Here is a 16,817-nt window from a genome sequence, read left to right on the forward strand (position 1 = left end):
GATTACTCTTTCAATTTAAGCCATAAGGAACCATAAGGCTCTAAATTTAGATGCTCTGTGTTTAAGGTTGAGTTAGTTGGGCTTAATAAATTAATTGCCTGCTTTTGAAGATTCAAGGCGAATTGTTGTTTTTTTGCCGTAAAGTTGTGTATAGCTATAAGTCCATTTTGGTAAGAAATAGCCAATATTGCGTTGTTCCGGCAATCGAGAATCTGCCAGTTTGCAGTTCCAATCTCCGGGCATTTTTTTCTAATTGAAATCAGCTTCTTAATGTGGTTTAACAGTGAAGACTTTTCACCTTCTTCTGTTTCCACGTTGATAGTGTTATAGCTGTAATTACCCATTGAAATTACCGGCCTGAAAGTGTGTTTCGAAGTACTGAAACCAGCGTTTAGCGAAGTGTTCCATTGCATCGGTGTCCTAACCGAAAGGCGCTCAGGTAAAGTTAAGTCATCTCCCATCCCGATTTCCTCACCAGAACGTATTACCGGTGTACCCGGAAGGGAATATAGCAAGCTATAGGCCATTTTCAACTTTGCAGCGTTACTGAGCATGGGTGCAAGCCTACGCCTTATGCCCCTATTGTAAAGTTGCATATTATTCTCCGGACCGAATTTGCTGTACACCTTGTTGCGCTGCATTTTGTTAAGCCTGCCAAGATCTATTTCGTCGTGATTCCTTAGGAAGAATGCCCATTGAGAATCAGCGGGCTTTTCTTTGGTATCCATTAATGCCTTCACAAAATGCGCAGGATTTTCATCCGCCAGTGCATAAAAAAGATACTGATTTGCGTAAAAATTAAACATCATTGATAAACGCTGTCCTTTCGCCCCGAAATAGTCTTCGTTTTCTGTCGGTTCTACATTTGCTTCTCCAAGTAACAAGGCATCTGGGTCGATTGATTTTACGGCATTAACCAACAAATCGAGCACACCGAACATGTGCTGAGGATTTTCAGCGCCGGATTCTGGCACGTCAATTATAAAGGGTACAGCATCAAGCCGAAAACCCTTAATGCCCTTTGCACTCCAAAACTGTAGTATTTTAACGGCCTCCCGCTGCACTTCCTTATTTTGGTAGTTTAAGTCGGGCTGAAAATTGTAAAAGCGGTGGAAATAATATTTTTTAGCAATTTCATCATAGGTCCACGTTTCAGTTTGCACCCCTTCAAAAGCCATTCCCTTATCAAAATCTTTCGGTTTTTTTGAACTCCAGCTATACCTTGAGCGGAATTTACCGGTACTATCAGAGCGGGAAGCTTTAAACCAGGGATGCTCTATGGAGGTATGGTTCAACACCATGTCCATCACAATTTTAATTTTGTGAGATTTTGCAGCCGCCATAAAACGTTCAAAATCTGCCATAGAGCCAAATCGCTTATCAATGCTGTAATAATCACTAACATCATAACCGTCATCCATGTCTGGCGATGGCTGAAAGGGAGAAAGCCAGATTACGTCGACGCCGAGGGAAGCTAGGTATGGCAGCCTGGAAATTAAACCATTGAAATCACCCGTGCCATCTGCGTTGCTATCCTGGTAACTGTCTACATCAAGATTGTAAATGATGCTGTTGCTGTACCACTTCGGAACAATTTCGACGGGTTCTTTAGTATCATCTTGTTTGCAAGCGTTTAAGCTAACGGTTAAAGCTGTAGTAAAATAGAAAATGAGGGGCCTTATCCAGCTTTTAAGTTTCGATTGTGGCATAGCAGAACTTAGTTAGTTGCTGAGTCAACTTTTTTCTTTGGATACTTTTTTATCGCTTTAGGTTTGACTTTCTTAGCCTTTAAGCTATCAGGTTTTGGCCATTTATTTGCTTTTTCACTATACTTATTTGCTTTTGGCACACTTTTCTTGAGCAAAGTATCACTCGTAGTGCGTTGGTTGGTACCGGTTGGCACCTGGCCAAAAGCACCGAATGTTAATGCTGAAAACAGTAAAGTTAAAAAATGCATTTTCATAATTTCCAAGATTATAATGTTCTCCGATTATCCCTCTTAAAAAACCCTTCAATTTTTAGAAAGTTTATAAAATGTTAATCGAGGTGTTTAATCTGCACGAAAAACTACGGCGCTTCTTTCTTCAACCATAAATTCTTCGCCCGCCAATACAATATTTGAAGCCGGCACTGCTGTTGAACTTTGCATAATAATTACCCACTTGGCAGGGTATAAATTATTCGGCAATTTGAAGCTGAAACGCTGATGGCCCGGATTTACAATGATAAAGAAGTGGCTATCCATAATGTCTGCGCCTTCTGCAGTTTTTCCCTGTATGCCAGCACCATGAAGAAAAATCCCGAGACAGGAGTCATCGTCCGAGGTCCAATCCTCTGGCGTCATTTCTTCGCCATCAGACTTAAACCAGCCAATATCCAGCAATCCATCCTCATCAATTTTATCGCCAACAATCCATTCTTTCCTGCTCAGGCTCGGGTGATTTTTCCGTAAAGCAATAAGCCCTGCGGTAAATTCGATAAGCGATTTGTCGGCGGTTTCCCAGTTAATCCATGAAATTTCGTTATCCTGGCAGTAAGCATTATTATTGCCCTGTTGAGTTTTTCCCAGTTCATCGCCTGCAACAAGCATCGGAATCCCCTGCGAAAGCAATAGGGTCATCAACAGGTTCTTCTTCTGTTTTAAACGCAGACTTTTAATTCCTTCATCAGCTGTTTCACCCTCTACACCACAATTCCATGAATGATTTTCTGATTCGCCATCATTATTATCTTCCCCATTTGCCAGGTTGTGTCTTTCATTGTAGCTCACCAAATCGTGAAGCGTAAAACCATCATGGGCAGTTATAAAATTAATGCTGGCCGTTGGCCTGCGGTAATCTTTCATGTATAAATCAGGACTACCCAAAAAACGTTGCGCAAATTCTCCAAGTGTATGTTTTTCGCCTTTCCAAAATCTCCGCATCAAATCGCGGTATTTACCGTTCCATTCTGCCCATCCCGGAGGAAACTTACCAACCTGATAACCACCCTCGCCCAAATCCCAGGGTTCAGCAATTAATTTTACCTGCGAAATACTAGGATCCTGATGGATAATATCGAAAAAAGCACTTAACCTGTCCACATCATGTAAACCTCGGGCAAGCGTAGATGCGAGATCGAAACGAAATCCGTCTACATGCATTTCTTCTACCCAATACCGCAGACTATCCATGATAAAACGAAGCACATTTGGCATTCTCGTATTTAGCGAATTACCGGTTCCGGTGTAATCCGTATAATAACGCATGTTACTGTCTTCCAAACGATAATAAGTTTGATTATCAATTCCCTTAAACGATAGAGTGGGCCCTTTTTGATTGCCTTCGGCGGTATGGTTGTATACAACATCCAGTATAACCTCTATACCATGACCATGCAAGGCTTTAACCATTTCCTTAAATTCGTTTACCTGCTCGCCGTTAGTGCCGCTCGCTGAGTATCTAGCATCAGGAGCGAAAAAACCGATGGTATTGTAGCCCCAATAATTATCCAGTCCACGGTCAATCAGGTGTCCATCAGAAATAAACTGATGTATCGGCATGAGTTCAACTGCGGTGATTCCTAAAGCTTTGAGGTACGCCAAACTTGCCGGATGGGCGATACCAGCATATGTTCCTCTAAGCGGTTCCGGAATTAGCGGATTTAACTTACTGAAGCCTTTTACATGAAGTTCGTAAATTACCGTTTCATGGTAAGGAATATCTAAAAACTTATCTTTCTCCCAATTAAAAGCGGTATCTATCACTACCGATTTGGGCATAAACGGAGCGCTATCTGCCTCTGAAAAAGTCAAATCTTCCTCCTCGGCGTTTAGCGAATAACCAAATACTGCTTCATTCCAGATTAGCGCTCCAGAGATGGCTTTTGCATAAGGATCAATCAGCAATTTATTAGGATTGAACCGTGCGCCATTTTCGGGTTCATAAGGACCATTAACCCGATAGCCGTATTTTTGTCCGGGGTTAATTCCTTCGAGATAAGTATGAAAAATATCATGTTCGCGTTCGAGCAGTTCTACAACATAAACTTCATTTCCAAAATCATCGAAGAGGCAAAGATTTACACCTTGAGCATTTTTCGCAAAAACTGAAAAATTTGTTCCGGTTCCATCCCATGTTGCGCCCAGTGGATAAGGGCGCCCGGGCAGTTGAATGTAAGTCTGCATCTGGCTAGTATCGTTTATGTTTTATCGTGAGCAAAGAAAACATAAGGCCAGTACACAAGGTTTTCTGCAGTGAAGAGTTCAGGTAAAAACACACCTTAAAACGTATTTTTACGTTTTTAAGCGTAAAAAACCGAAGCCGAACCGAGAATTTACAGTCTGAAAATCAGGCAGGTTTTCTACCTCAACCATCACTTCTTTATCTTTAAACAAATTGATACCTTAAGCTGTTTTTAGTGAAACCAAAGCCAAATACATGAATCGGAAAAGAATTATTGTAGTAGAAGACGACCTTGTTTTGCTGGAAACCATTCAAGATGTACTAAAGAGCAACGGCTATGAATGCCTTGGATTGTACGAAACCGAGAATATATTTGCCAGGATGGAGCAGTTTAAGCCAGATTTATTTCTGGTAGATTACATGTTGCCTGATTGGAATGGCGGCGAACTATGCGGAGCAATACGTGTAATAGATGTTTTTGAACATACACCAATTATAATTATGTCGGCTTATGCCAAAATCATCTCGCCAATGAAAGAATACGGCTGTAATGCCGTTTTAGAGAAACCCTTCAATGTAAAAGATTTACTGTATATCGTTAAATCAATGCTGGATACCCCTGTAATTAATAGTGGCTTGCTACCGAAAATAAAAACCTTAGTTAAAGGAAAATCATCAAAGTAGCGGAAAAAATGTTCCGTCGATGCCCAGCTACAAATTGGCCCGCAGAAAGCTAAGGTGTAGCTTTACCTTTGTGTTCCCAATGATCTTTTAGTACGTGGCCATCCTTATCAACAACGAGTCGTCGTGCATACCGCTTGCCCCGTATCTTTCCATTTTCATCTTTTACACCCATAAACAATAAAATAGCGTTGCCTTCCGAATCTGCTTTCACCGCCAAATCATACCTGGCAAATTTCAGTTCAGTACGGGCTTCCGGTTCATATTTCTTCCGCAATATCTTAAGTACAGGTTCGTTCAATTTCATACTTCTATTTTATACTTTTTTTCCGTGCATGGTTATGCAACAAACGGTGATACTTATCGAAAATATCAGAACCGTTTGTAAAGTTAATTGAGTTTAATTCGGAGACTTGCCGCTATTTCGGCGTATTTGTATTAACCGAATCATTAGTTTTCGATGTTGTATCACTACTCGGAGACACATCCGTATTATCTCGTTTTGTTTTTACGGTATCACTAAGCTCCGGGTTCACTTCTGATTCGGTGTGCTTTTCAGGGTCGTTTACACAAGCCATTGTAAAAACCATTCCAAGTGCACAAAGGCAGATTGCTAACTTTTTCATATCTCGTTTTCTTTTGAAAACACAGCCTAAATGCCAAAAGTTTATAAATTCTTAATAATCGAATCGTGAGCCGCCAGCAGTTTCTGCTTCAAAATTTTAAACCTTTCTTAAAATAGAAATGTTTTTTAGGTTAACAAACTCAACGATTATGAAAAAGATGATTTTTATACTGTTTGCCTTCGCATTCACAAGCCTATATTCATGCTCGTCAGAAAGTGGGCAGAAAGCGGATAAAGATTCTTCCAGGAAAGACACAACAAACTTGGATTCTTTTGGGGGTGATGGCACAGCGAAGAGCAAGATAGGCACCACAACAGATAGCACCGTTATGGGAACGCCACCCGAAAAACAAAATTGACATGCACATTAGTCGCTCAATTTAGGCTGTTAACCTTAAAAAAAAATATTATGAACCAAGATGAACAAGCAGAAAAACTGCCAGGTGGTGAGTCGAAAACACCAGTTAGACCACCTTCAGAAAATATTATTGAAGGTGCGGGAAATGATGATCAACTAAAGAAAATGCAGCAAAATGCGAAAGAAAACCCGGTAAAAGAGGATGCAGAAGTCGGGACATCGCCAGCCGCTTATCCCGGACCAAAAAAAGGTGACTAATTTAGAAGGTTCTTACCTGTTTTAGTATTTTGAAGCTTGGTGTTGTATCCTTTGCTTAGGTCAAGGTCTTTTTGTTGCTTCCTGTAACGAGCATTATTTGCCGGATTTGATACCTGGCATCAGCTATCCGGAGGAAGGTTGAGCTGAATCATTTTTAAATTTCCGGCAGAAATTAACGCTCCTGCAAAAAGCAAACAAAGAGCATTTTTTTAGGAAAGATTAAAATGAATTTACAGAACTTAATCGGTTTAGTTAAGGACCTAACCATTTTACAGATGACTTTGCGAGCCGTGTTGGCATTTATAATCGCATATACTTTAATACGAATTTCGGGAAGGCGCTCATTTGGACTTCACGGTCCTATGGATAACATAATCGTGATATTACTGGGAGCAATTTTAAGTCGCGGTGTGGTGGGCGCCTCCCCATTTTTACATGTAATCGTTGCAAGTGTCGCAATTGTTTCTCTACACAGGGGCGTAGGAAGGCTGATGAGGATCTATCCAAAGTTTGGTGATTTTGCCGAAGGACAGAAAATTACACTGTTCGAGCATGGAAAATTTATCCACACGAATATGAAACGGGCCTTAATAGGCGAAGAGGAAATTATGCACGCAATCAGAAAAAATCTTCTAACAGAAAGTACCGACCAGGTTAAGAAAATTTATATGGAACGGAACGGTGAGATTAGCATTGTGAAAAAACATACTGATAGTTAACCCGCAATCAACTGTCGGCACCCTAAAAATATTGCTGAAAACCAATTTCTTTCTCAATGTATTTCCTTACAATCTTATAAAGCACGCTGAGGTCGAAGGGCTTTTTAATGTAGTCATCGAAACCTTTTTCTTTGTACTCGAAGTTTATCCGGGCGTTACAGCTCAAAGCCAGCACCGGCAACCAAGGAAACGCCGTTTTAATAAGCCTGCAAGCATCAGCAGAATCCGTACCGTTTAACCGATAATCCAGTAAGACAACCTGCGGACGAAATTCCCGGATCGCGGCCAGTAAATCATCGTAAAATAATCTCCCATGCACATCAAAGTTTTCTGTTTGTAGCGCAATTGTTAAAACATCCAAAATTGATGGATCGGTTTCTTGAAGAAGGATTTTTTGCATGGCCCTATTCTGTTGCTGTTAAATTTAAAGGAAAACATCTACCCTAAATTGCATTACAAGCATAATAAGGTAGTTCTCTTTTCGAATTAGTATTTATACGCAGGGCAGAGCGTAAATTTTTGAATACAAACCAACGTCAGTAGCAAAAAAATAATCCTTTACACAAACGCAAAACAAGTTTCGATTTATCAGGGTTTTTCATTTAGAACTAGCCAAAACTGCATGAAAACGAAAAAAAACGATTGCCCTGTACCTAGCGGAAAATTATTCATTATTGGTGGTGCCGAAAATAAATCGGAAATACAGGAGGAAGTGGATACAAACAAAACGGTGTTAGGTGAATTCATTTCTGTTTGTAAAAAATCGCCGGTTATCGAAGTGATAACCACGGCAGGAATGGAAGACGTTGAGGGTACTTTTTCTACATACGCCCGCTGCTTTACAGACCTTGGGGCAAAGAGCGTTAATCAAATTCACCACGACTCGCGGCCGGCCGATGATGCTGAACTTTTGCAAAGGATTGATGCAGCCGATGCCATTTTTTTTTCTGGTGGAGACCAGTTAAAACTGACAGCTACATACGGCGGCACAGCCTTTATAACAGCGATAAAAGAAAGGTATATCCACAACCAGCTCGTAATTGGCGGTACAAGCGCCGGGGCCATGGCCATGTCTACACCAATGATTTTCGAAGGGAGCGGACAACGGGAAATGATTGCTGCCGCGGTTAAGATTACGACTGGTTTTGAATTTTTAAAAGACGTTTGTATTGATACCCATTTTGTTCATCGGGGCAGATTTGTTAGAATGGCTCAGGTTATCGCTACCAACCCAGCTTCAATAGGCATTGGGATAGAAGAAGATACGGCCGTTTTGATAACTGAAGGTTTAAACGCCAGAATTATCGGCTCTGGCGTTGTACTTGTAATCGATGGCGAGAACAGTTATGGAAGCAACATTGTTAATTACAATGCCGATAAAAAAATTACCATCAGGAACCTGAATGTTTCTGTTCTTTCGGATGGTGAAGAATTTGTAATTCCCTGCAGAAACCCTCCGCATATTTAAAGGCTAAAAAGGCTCAAACTATTTAGTTCCGCTACCGAAAGCTAGCGGAACTTGGTGAAAAGTATAATTACTCGTCGTCGCTCTGAACAGAATTTGGCATGTTACCTGCATGTCCTGGATTGCCTTTTTCTGGATCTGCCCGTGCTTCTTCAGAACCAAAATCGCCTTCGCCAACCTCGCGACTTAAAAACCCCGCTTCACTTTTAACTTTATTCATTTCGCTGTTATCATTACTGCGGTGGCGTGGAACCTGATTGTCTGGCATATTTGAACGATCGGCAGAATTTTCTGCTTCTTTATCGCCCAGGTTTTGATTTTTATCTTCTTGATTTGTCATCTCTGTTGATTTTTCTTAAAAGTGAAACACATAAAACGAATTTAAGTTTCTCGAAACCAGCAAAAGCTTTTGTCCAAGCCGACTATTGAAATGACATTGCTGCCGGAGGCAAACACCGCTAAAAGAAATAAAATTAGATTGTTAAAGCCTAAATTTCGGTGGATGTCAGGGTTTTTCATGATTAGACAAACTTATATGCCTGGTTTAATGTTAGCACATAAGCATTTAACCAACAAATCATTTTAAACCAGCACAGATGCAACAGCCACAACAAAAATCAGTTGGCAAAAAGGAGGTCACTTTAACCATAAATGGCAGGAAAGAGAATCTCAGCATATTGCCTTGGGTAAGCCTTTTAGACCTTCTTCGCGACCATTTGGATTTAACAGGCACAAAAAAAGGTTGCGACCATGGCCAGTGCGGAGCCTGTACGGTTCTATGCGATGGTAAGCGGATTTTAAGCTGCCTGACGCTGGCTGTAATGAAAAATGGCTCGGAAATTACCAGTATAGAGGGTATCGCTGAAGTGGAATTGCACCCGATACAGCAAGCCTTTATAGACCACGATGCATTTCAATGCGGCTACTGTACCCCAGGGCAAATTTGTAGTGCAATCGGCATGCTACAAGAAGGAAAAGCGAATTCCAGAGCAGAAGTGCAGGAGTTGATGAGCGGAAACCTTTGTCGCTGCGGTGCAAACATTGGAATTATTGATGCAATTATGCAGGTAAAAGACGGAGGCAGTTATGAACAACTTTGAGTATAAAAAAGCTCAAAACGTGGCGGAATCAATCAATTTGGTTGCCGGTCGCGAAAACACCAAATTTCTTGCCGGTGGCACAAATCTTGTAGATTTGTGGAAGTATAACATTACCAATCCCGATGAACTTGTAGATGTAAATCATCTCGATGAGTTACTTCAAATTCAAACGCTGCCAAACGGGGCGCTTAGACTTGGGGCTTCAGTTAAAAACGCAGACACGGCATATCATCCCGAAGTCGAAAATCGATATCCACTTCTTTCCAAAGCCATACTTGCGGGTGCATCTCCGCAAATAAGAAATATGGCATCAAATGGCGGCAACCTTTTACAGCGAACCCGATGCTATTATTTTTATGATGCAGAGGTGCCATGTAACAAGAGAATTCCAGGCTCTGGCTGTCCGGCAAAGGATGGTCACAACAGAATCCATGCGATTTTAGGAACGAGTGAACATTGCATCGCTGTATTTCCATCTGATATGTGTGTTGCACTGGCTGCGCTGGATGCGGTTGTAAACGTCGCCGGACCTGCAGGAACGCGGGCAATCGCGTTTGCAGATTTCCATCGGCTTCCTGGCGACCGGCCTGATTTGGACAATACTTTAAAGCCCGATGAACTGATTACATCGATTGATTTACCCGACAATAACTTTGCAACTCATTATTCCTACTTAAAGCTTCGCGACAGACATTCTTATGCCTTTGCCTTAGTTTCAGTAGCAACAGCCTTGCAACTCGATGGTGATACAATTGTGGATGCCAGAATTGCACTGGGTGGCGTTGCACACAAACCATGGCGAAGCGTTGCCGCAGAAAATTTTCTTAAGGGAAAAGAAGCAACTACGGAAAACTTTGGAAAGGCGGCAGACCTTATTCTGGAGGGCGCCAAAGGATTCGGAAACAACGACTTTAAGATTAAACTTGCTAAAAAAGCGATACAGCGAAACTGTATAATGGCACTAAATCCTGATTCGCAAGAGCCTGGAGCACAGCCATCTGCTTAAACTAAAAAAAACAGGAAATGGAAGCAGAAAAAATAGTAGGCAAATCTATAAACCGGTTAGAAGGAAAACTGAAGGTAACCGGTACGGCAAAGTATGCTGCGGAGTATAAAGTTGCAGATCTACTGTATGGATATGTGGTAAGCAGTCCAATAACCAAGGGAAAGATATTAAAAATAGATACCTCAAAAGTTATGGCTATACCTGGCGTTGTAGAGGTGTTATCGCATGAGAACCGAACCAAATTAGCCTGGTTTGACTTGCAGTTTGCCGACATGGACGCACCGCCGGGAACCGTGTTTAAACCATTGCATGACGAAAACATTTTGTATAACGGGCAGCCCATTGCCCTTATCGTTGCCGAAACTTTTGAAACCGCCAGGTATGCATCAACACAAATTGTGTTCGAGTTTGAAGAGCAGGGGTTCCAAACCTGTATCAATGAAAACATCGATAAAGCAAGGCCAGCGAAGAAAGGAATTGCGACCTTACTAAAACCGCCTCCCCCGCCTCCTACAGGCAATTTCGAAACTGCTTTTGGTAATGCAAGTGCTAAAGTAACGACGGAATACAAGCATGGAACCGAACACCATAACCCGATAGAATTATTTGCCACGACAACAATTTATGAAGGCGATGGTAAACTAACAATTTACGACAAAACGCAGGGAACAATTAACAACCAATTGTTTATCGCGGATGCTTTTGGCCTCAAATATAAAAATGTAAGGGTTATAGCACCATTTGTTGGTGGTGCGTTTGGCTCCGGATTACGACCTCAATATCAGCTTTTCCTTTGCGTGATGGCCTCTCTCCTGCTAAAAAGAAATGTGAGGGTTGTTTTGGAAAGGAAGCAGATGTTTGCTTTTAGTCACAGGCCGCCAGCAATACAGAACCTTCGATTCGCGTCAGATATAAATGGCAAATTAACCGGCCTTAGTCATAAAGTTTTTGCAGAAACATCAAATTTTGAAGACTACACCGAGCCAACAGCATCCTGGAGCCACCGCCTCTACCCTGCTCCAAATACCTTATTCGAACAAAATGTTATCCCTTTGGATGTTTATACGCCGATTGATATGCGGGCGCCGGGCGGAAGTACTGCGCTGCATGCAATTGAATGTACTATGGATGAACTTGCTTATCAGCTAAAAATCGATCCGTTGGATTTGCGGCTGATAAATTATTCCGATATAGACCCATCTAACAAAAAGCCATTTACAAGCAAGGCACTACGGGAATGCTATCTTGAGGCTGCTGAAAAATTTGGCTGGGAAAAACGTTCTCCAGAACCGCGAAGCATGGTTCGGGGCAATAAACTAGTTGGTTACGGTATGGCTACAGGTATTTGGGATTCTTTGCAGTTCCCCTCGCGTGTGGAAGCCATGATAACTGCAGATGGAAAACTTGTTTTAAACAATGCGACCACAGATATCGGTACCGGAACGCTTACTGTAATGACCCAGATTGCAGCGGATGAACTTGGACTTGCAATTGAAAATGTAGATTTCCGGTATGGCGACAGCAAAAAGCCATTCTCTATGTTTCAGGGCGGATCGTCAATTACATCATCCACCGGGGTTGCAATTGTTGTTGCAGCAAAAGCACTGCGGAAAAAATTACTAAAAAAAGCGGCCCAAATGGCTGGTTCGCCATTTAAAGGAATTGCTGATGATGAAGTTATTTTTAGTGGCGGCTCAATTTTTCTTAAAAATGACCCGGGTAAGTCGGTTAGCCTAAAGGAAATAATCGCATTTAACAAAAATATGCCCGTTAAAACTACAAATATGGGCAAACCGCATTTTTTAAGGCTTAAAAAATACAGTTTGGCGTGCCACAGCGCTTGCTTTGTTGAAGTTGAGGTTGATAAAGATTTAGGCGTTGTAACTGTAACACGAGCCGTTACGGCCGTTGCAGCTGGCAAAATCATTAATCCAAAAACCGCCAGAAGCCAGATTTTAGGTTCTATGGTTTGGGGACTAAGTAAAGCCCTCCATGAGGAAACAATTATGGATGCAAACCTGGGCAAGTACATGAATTCAAATTTGGGCGAATACCACCTTCCGGTACATGCAGACATTGGGCAATTTGATGTAATCTTTGTAGATGAAAAAGATGATCTAATTAACGAACTCGGTACTAAAGGCGTCGGTGAAATTGGACTGGTTAGCATGCCTGCAGCGATTTCTAACGCAATTTTCCATGCCACCGGAAAACGCATCTATAAATTGCCTGTACATTTTGATGAACTGATTTGACCTGTAATGTAAAAGTTGACGGGTTGCTGTAAGATTGCAGCCAAAACTTTAAAAATAGCAGCAAATGTTTTTACGTTGTTTGCTATCTTTAGAGCATGAATCAATTTTACCTTTCGGCCATTTATATTTACCCGATTAAATCGCTGGGTGGAATAAATCTAGAAGCGTCAGTTATCGAAGAAAAAGGACTCAGGTACGATAGAAGATGGTTATTAATTGATGAACAAGGCATGTTTATCACCCAAAGAAAATATCCATCGTTAGCGCTCTTGCAGGTCGATATTCGTGGCGAAGAAATTATTGTATTCAACAAAACAGCGCCCGAAAACAGCATCTCTTTCGCTGCTGATCAACCTAACGGACAGGTTATTCCGGTCACGATTTGGGATGACTTAACGGAAGGTATTGAAGTGGATAAGAATGTTAGCGAATGGTTTTCAAACTATATGGAGATGCCGCTCAGACTTGTTTATATGCCGGAGCAGGCTAAAAGAAAAGTTGACCCCAGCTATGCAAAAAATGCTGAAATAGTAAGCTTTGCAGACGGCTATCCTTGTCTATTAATTGGTGAACAGTCCCTGGATTATTTAAATTCAAAGTTGGAAAAACCAGTTCTAATGGACAGATTTCGCCCTAATCTGGTATTTAAAGGAGGCAAAGCACACGTTGAAGACAGTTTTGAAGATTTTGAAATTGGCCAGGTTACGTTCTCTGCAGTAAAACCTTGCGCCAGGTGTGTTTTGATAACAGTAGATCAACAAACTGCAGTTAAAGGTCAGGAACCACTAAAAACCCTTTCAAAATACCGGTTGCAAAATAATAAAGTCATGTTCGGACAAAATCTTATCCACCATGGAACAGGCGAGATTAAAGTCGGTATGGAACTGAAGTTAAAATCGTCGAAACGCCAGGCTGGATAAAGCGCAAAAATCAATCAACATCACAATCCTGCCTGGATAATATCTAATCTATTAAAACATGCCAAATGGCTTACAATAAATACATTTTCTTTTATATTATAGTCTTTTTCACGCTAAGTACACAGGCGCAGGTGCTAAGAAAAAGAACTACGATTTTAATGGGTGGGCGGTTTGACATCAGCATTGTTGCAGATAGCAGGGAAAGTGCCGAACAAAACATCGATACTGTAATTGCTGAAATTTCAAGAATTGAAAGCCTGATTTCTGACTGGAAACCAAATTCTCAGGTATCAATGATAAATGACCATGCAGGTATTAAGCCGGTAAAGGTTGATAAAGAACTGCTCATGCTAACCCAACGGGCTATTGCGCTTTCCAAAATCACGAACGGCGCATTCGACATCAGCTTTGCTGCGATGGATAAAATCTGGAAGTTTGACGGCTCCATGAAAGAAATGCCATCGGCAGAAACCATCAAAAAATCGGTTGCGAAAGTTGGCTATAAAAACATACTTATAGATACAGCAAACTCTACTGTGTTTTTAAAATTGCCAGGAATGAAGATTGGCTTTGGAGCTTTAGGAGAAGGTTATGCGGCCGACAGATGCAGGGAACTGATGCTTTCGAAGGGGATTAAAGCGGGAATTGTTAATGCCTCTGGCGATATGAGTACTTGGGGGAAAAATCCAAATGGTAAAAATTGGGAAATTGGAATTACTAATCCGATGAAAGAAGACACCATTTTTGCCGTTGTAGCCATGAAACAGAATGCAATCGTAACCTCAGGAAGTTACAGAAAGTTTGTAGAATTTAACGGTAAGCGCTATGCGCACATTATTAATCCGGCTACCGGTTACCCCGCCACAGGATTAATAAGTGTTACCATTATGGGACCGAGTGCAGAAGTTGCAAACGGTTTAAGCACCTCAATAATGGTTTTGGGGCCTGTAAATGGAAAAAAACTGATCGGAAATTTCCCTGCTTACAGTTACTTGATGATTACTGACAAAGGCGAGTTTCTGGTTTCAAAAAACAAATTGGCGCTTTCAAAAATTAAGTTGCCCAAACAGGTAAAGTAGTTAATAGCAATCCATCAAAATCTGATTTCTGGATTGATAAAACGACAGCGGATGAGGCGTTTTTTCTGAGCAAATAGTGGCCAGAACCGACAATACATCTTTCTGCATTGAAAGCGAGCCGCAAATCATTATCACACACGAATCGATTAATTTTTCCGCAATTAGCGCTGCGTCAAGTGCAATTAAATCGCTAACGTATTGTTTAACCCCAAATCTGGAATATGCAATATCCAGCTTTTGTAACTTCGATTCGCTCAGCTTCTGATCGAGGAATTTCGCAAATGGTTTTGAAGAAGATGTATTTTTGAAGCCGCAATACAAATGGCAGGAAATTTTATTTACATTTTCATCAATCATACCCAGAAAAGGTGCTATCCCGGTTCCATTAGAAATCATAAGCACGGCAGGCGCCTGAGCCGGAAAATGGAAATGCCAGTTCCGCACAATTCTGGCATTAAGCTTATCATTTTCTGCCAGTGAGTGAAGAAATCCGGAACCGAGGCCATTTTCATGAAGCTTAATGCTTAAGGTTACATTTTTGTCAATTACACCAATGGAGTAAAGTCTTTCACGATGATCATTTGCAGGATAAATGGCAAGTAAATCGCCTGATTTTGCCTTCAGTTTGCCGCTGCTCTGAATCTCAAGAAGAAAAGTATCGTCATATTTCGCAGTTGATTTTACCGTAAAAGATTTCAGCTTTTTCATCTTTTCCTTTCCCGCTGCTGCAAAATTTTCGAAAGAAATATCAGCTTTTTGCGACCATGATTCCTGCCACAATGTTAAATCGCCGGGAGACCGGTCGTTAACGGTATGAATGTCTATCAAGGGCGTGGACCAGCTTTTTGTAGAAAGTTTATTATGAACATCGAAAGCAAACTTGCAAAAATCAGGGTATGATTTGGAGCCAAAGCCAAGTACCGAAAAGTTGATTGGTCTCTCCTGCGCCCGCTCATCAATCAATTTAAAAAAATTCGTCGCATTTGCCGGTGGCTCGCCCAATCCGTAAGTAGATGTAAAAATTAATAAATGTTCTGCCTTTGGGTAAAGGTCGTACTCGTTCATCGATGCTATGTAAGCTTTTATCCCGGCCTTGAACAAATGTTTCAAAACAGCAGAGGCATATTTATCTGTTGTTCCATTCTCGGAACCTACTAACAAAATGTGCGAACTCTCTCCCTTGGAAAATCTGTTACCACTCCTGCTCGTTATCCGTTTCAAAGTTATCGCGACGCCCGAATAAATAAAAAACACAATACTAAGAGACGCAATCCCTAAAATAACGGCCCAAATAATACTCGCCCGCCCGGTGTGAATATCCATACTCATATTGTTTGCCAATACGGAAAACGCGTATTTCTGCTCTGCGATTACGACTCCAGTAACCTGATTTACGGCAAGTTCCCTATCTTTTAAAGTTAAGGTGTAATAATCTTCAACATCGTCAGAAAACGGAAATTCCACTTTGTCTACATCGGATAATTTGGTATCCCTGAAAAGCGCTACATCCTTAATTGGTACTTGTTTACCGGGCTTAATGGTGTCAAAATCTACCTCCACGTTTGTTTTTACCTGTTTGATAACACCTAATGTAGTTAAGGATAAGTAGGTTCCGCTGAGTGCTATTAAAAGAATAAATAATAAAGACAGGCGTCCAAAAACAGTGTGGTAATATTGCGAAGAACCATCATTCGGTATTTTTGCAAAAAAACGTCGTATTCCGCGCTGGCGCTTTATGGTGAGCATTATGCCTGAAGCCGCAATCAGGATGAGTAAAAACGCCGTTAAGCCGATAAAAATCCGGCCAAGCTCATGCAAAAAAAGAGACCTATGTAAACTGGTTACCCATTGGAAAAACTCACTCTTCCTGGTTGGCTTACCAATAATCTTTCCTGTTGATGGCTCAACATATGCTTTAACATTTTTGCCTTCCTTATCCGTTCCTTCTATCAAAACAAAGCGATTGCTTTCAACAGAAATTTTTGTGATACCGGGATAATTTTCTCGGAAAACTGGAAGCGTCTGAGCCAGATTAACCTCATTGAGATTCTTCGCTGCAAATGGTTTTAGTTGATTTACAACTGGTTCCGCAGATAAAATTGCGCCTGTAAGGCAGGCAAGCAATAGAAAAAGAAAAGAAGATACAGCCAGAGCAAGATGGCTGTACCTCCAAAAATGATTTGTCATT

Annotated in this window: 18 protein-coding genes; 10 read left to right on the plus strand and 8 right to left on the minus strand. The window is 41.2% G+C overall.

What is annotated here, in order from left to right; all coding sequences use genetic code 11:
- Positions 1–2: 2 nt before the first annotated feature.
- The 3 genes from ASG14_RS10475 to glgX all read right to left on the minus strand — a co-directional run bounded on the left by ASG14_RS10475 (position 3) and on the right by glgX (position 4,165).
- Positions 3–1,709, minus strand: coding sequence for an alpha-amylase family protein (locus tag ASG14_RS10475; RefSeq protein WP_082491513.1), 1,707 nt, complete (start codon positions 1,707–1,709; stop codon positions 3–5).
- Positions 1,710–1,717: 8 nt separating this feature from the next.
- Positions 1,718–1,972 carry a hypothetical protein gene (locus ASG14_RS10480; RefSeq protein WP_056871027.1) on the minus strand — a complete coding sequence of 85 codons (255 nt, stop codon included), beginning with the start codon at positions 1,970–1,972 and terminating at the stop codon, positions 1,718–1,720.
- 78 nt (positions 1,973–2,050) lie between these two features.
- A complete protein-coding gene (gene glgX / locus ASG14_RS10485; protein WP_056871028.1) occupies positions 2,051–4,165 on the minus strand; it encodes a glycogen debranching protein GlgX in 2,115 nt (704 codons plus the stop codon).
- Between the two features lie 253 nt (positions 4,166–4,418).
- Here glgX and ASG14_RS10490 point away from each other — a divergent pair, with 253 nt between their 5' ends.
- A complete protein-coding gene (locus ASG14_RS10490; RefSeq protein WP_056871029.1) occupies positions 4,419–4,847 on the plus strand; it encodes a response regulator in 429 nt (142 codons plus the stop codon).
- A 49-nt stretch (positions 4,848–4,896) separates the two neighbouring features.
- Here the strand turns inward: ASG14_RS10490 and ASG14_RS10495 are convergent, their stop codons facing one another.
- Positions 4,897–5,151 carry a hypothetical protein gene (locus ASG14_RS10495; RefSeq protein ID WP_056871030.1) on the minus strand — a complete coding sequence of 85 codons (255 nt, stop codon included), beginning with the start codon at positions 5,149–5,151 and terminating at the stop codon, positions 4,897–4,899.
- Positions 5,152–5,263: 112 nt separating this feature from the next.
- A complete protein-coding gene (locus tag ASG14_RS10500; protein WP_056871031.1) occupies positions 5,264–5,470 on the minus strand; it encodes a hypothetical protein in 207 nt (68 codons plus the stop codon).
- A gap of 148 nt (positions 5,471–5,618) precedes the next feature.
- Between ASG14_RS10500 and ASG14_RS10505 the strand changes: the two genes are divergently transcribed.
- The 3 genes from ASG14_RS10505 to ASG14_RS10515 all read left to right on the plus strand — a co-directional run bounded on the left by ASG14_RS10505 (position 5,619) and on the right by ASG14_RS10515 (position 6,804).
- Complete coding sequence (locus tag ASG14_RS10505) at positions 5,619–5,828, plus strand: hypothetical protein (protein ID WP_056871032.1); 210 nt, start codon at positions 5,619–5,621, stop codon at positions 5,826–5,828.
- 50 nt (positions 5,829–5,878) lie between these two features.
- The gene (locus ASG14_RS10510) at positions 5,879–6,085 is read left to right on the plus strand and encodes a hypothetical protein (RefSeq protein ID WP_056871033.1); all 207 of its coding nucleotides are present in this window, start codon (positions 5,879–5,881) and stop codon (positions 6,083–6,085) included.
- A 224-nt stretch (positions 6,086–6,309) separates the two neighbouring features.
- A complete protein-coding gene (locus tag ASG14_RS10515) occupies positions 6,310–6,804 on the plus strand; it encodes a DUF421 domain-containing protein (protein ID WP_056871034.1) in 495 nt (164 codons plus the stop codon).
- A gap of 22 nt (positions 6,805–6,826) precedes the next feature.
- Here ASG14_RS10515 and ASG14_RS10520 read toward each other — a convergent pair whose 3' ends face one another.
- Positions 6,827–7,204 (minus strand): response regulator, encoded by a 378-nt coding sequence (locus tag ASG14_RS10520; protein WP_056871035.1) that lies wholly within the window; start codon positions 7,202–7,204, stop codon positions 6,827–6,829.
- Between the two features lie 222 nt (positions 7,205–7,426).
- Here ASG14_RS10520 and ASG14_RS10525 point away from each other — a divergent pair, with 222 nt between their 5' ends.
- Positions 7,427–8,272: a cyanophycinase gene (locus tag ASG14_RS10525; RefSeq protein WP_056871036.1), complete on the plus strand. Its 846-nt coding sequence runs from the start codon at positions 7,427–7,429 to the stop codon at positions 8,270–8,272.
- 67 nt (positions 8,273–8,339) lie between these two features.
- Here ASG14_RS10525 and ASG14_RS10530 read toward each other — a convergent pair whose 3' ends face one another.
- The gene (locus ASG14_RS10530) at positions 8,340–8,609 is read right to left on the minus strand and encodes a hypothetical protein (protein WP_056871037.1); all 270 of its coding nucleotides are present in this window, start codon (positions 8,607–8,609) and stop codon (positions 8,340–8,342) included.
- A gap of 256 nt (positions 8,610–8,865) precedes the next feature.
- On the opposite strand from ASG14_RS10530, the gene ASG14_RS10535 reads away from it, so the two are divergent.
- From ASG14_RS10535 to ASG14_RS10555, 5 genes are all read left to right on the plus strand, one after another.
- Complete coding sequence (locus ASG14_RS10535; RefSeq protein WP_056871038.1) at positions 8,866–9,369, plus strand: (2Fe-2S)-binding protein; 504 nt, start codon at positions 8,866–8,868, stop codon at positions 9,367–9,369.
- Positions 9,356–10,375 carry a xanthine dehydrogenase family protein subunit M gene (locus tag ASG14_RS10540; RefSeq protein ID WP_056871039.1) on the plus strand — a complete coding sequence of 340 codons (1,020 nt, stop codon included), beginning with the start codon at positions 9,356–9,358 and terminating at the stop codon, positions 10,373–10,375. Before ASG14_RS10535 ends, ASG14_RS10540 begins: the two co-directional genes overlap by 14 nt.
- Before the next feature lie 17 nt (positions 10,376–10,392).
- A complete protein-coding gene (locus ASG14_RS10545) occupies positions 10,393–12,630 on the plus strand; it encodes a xanthine dehydrogenase family protein molybdopterin-binding subunit (RefSeq protein ID WP_056871040.1) in 2,238 nt (745 codons plus the stop codon).
- Between the two features lie 95 nt (positions 12,631–12,725).
- The gene (locus tag ASG14_RS10550; protein ID WP_056871041.1) at positions 12,726–13,550 is read left to right on the plus strand and encodes an MOSC domain-containing protein; all 825 of its coding nucleotides are present in this window, start codon (positions 12,726–12,728) and stop codon (positions 13,548–13,550) included.
- A 65-nt stretch (positions 13,551–13,615) separates the two neighbouring features.
- Positions 13,616–14,629, plus strand: coding sequence for an FAD:protein FMN transferase (locus tag ASG14_RS10555; protein WP_056871042.1), 1,014 nt, complete (start codon positions 13,616–13,618; stop codon positions 14,627–14,629).
- Here ASG14_RS10555 and ASG14_RS10560 read toward each other — a convergent pair whose 3' ends face one another.
- A complete protein-coding gene (locus ASG14_RS10560) occupies positions 14,630–16,816 on the minus strand; it encodes a PepSY domain-containing protein (protein ID WP_056871043.1) in 2,187 nt (728 codons plus the stop codon). It lies immediately after the preceding gene.
- Position 16,817 lies beyond the last annotated feature (1 nt).

Origin of the sequence: Pedobacter sp. Leaf194, assembly GCF_001423945.1 — a bacterium.
Classification (GTDB): domain Bacteria; phylum Bacteroidota; class Bacteroidia; order Sphingobacteriales; family Sphingobacteriaceae; genus Pedobacter.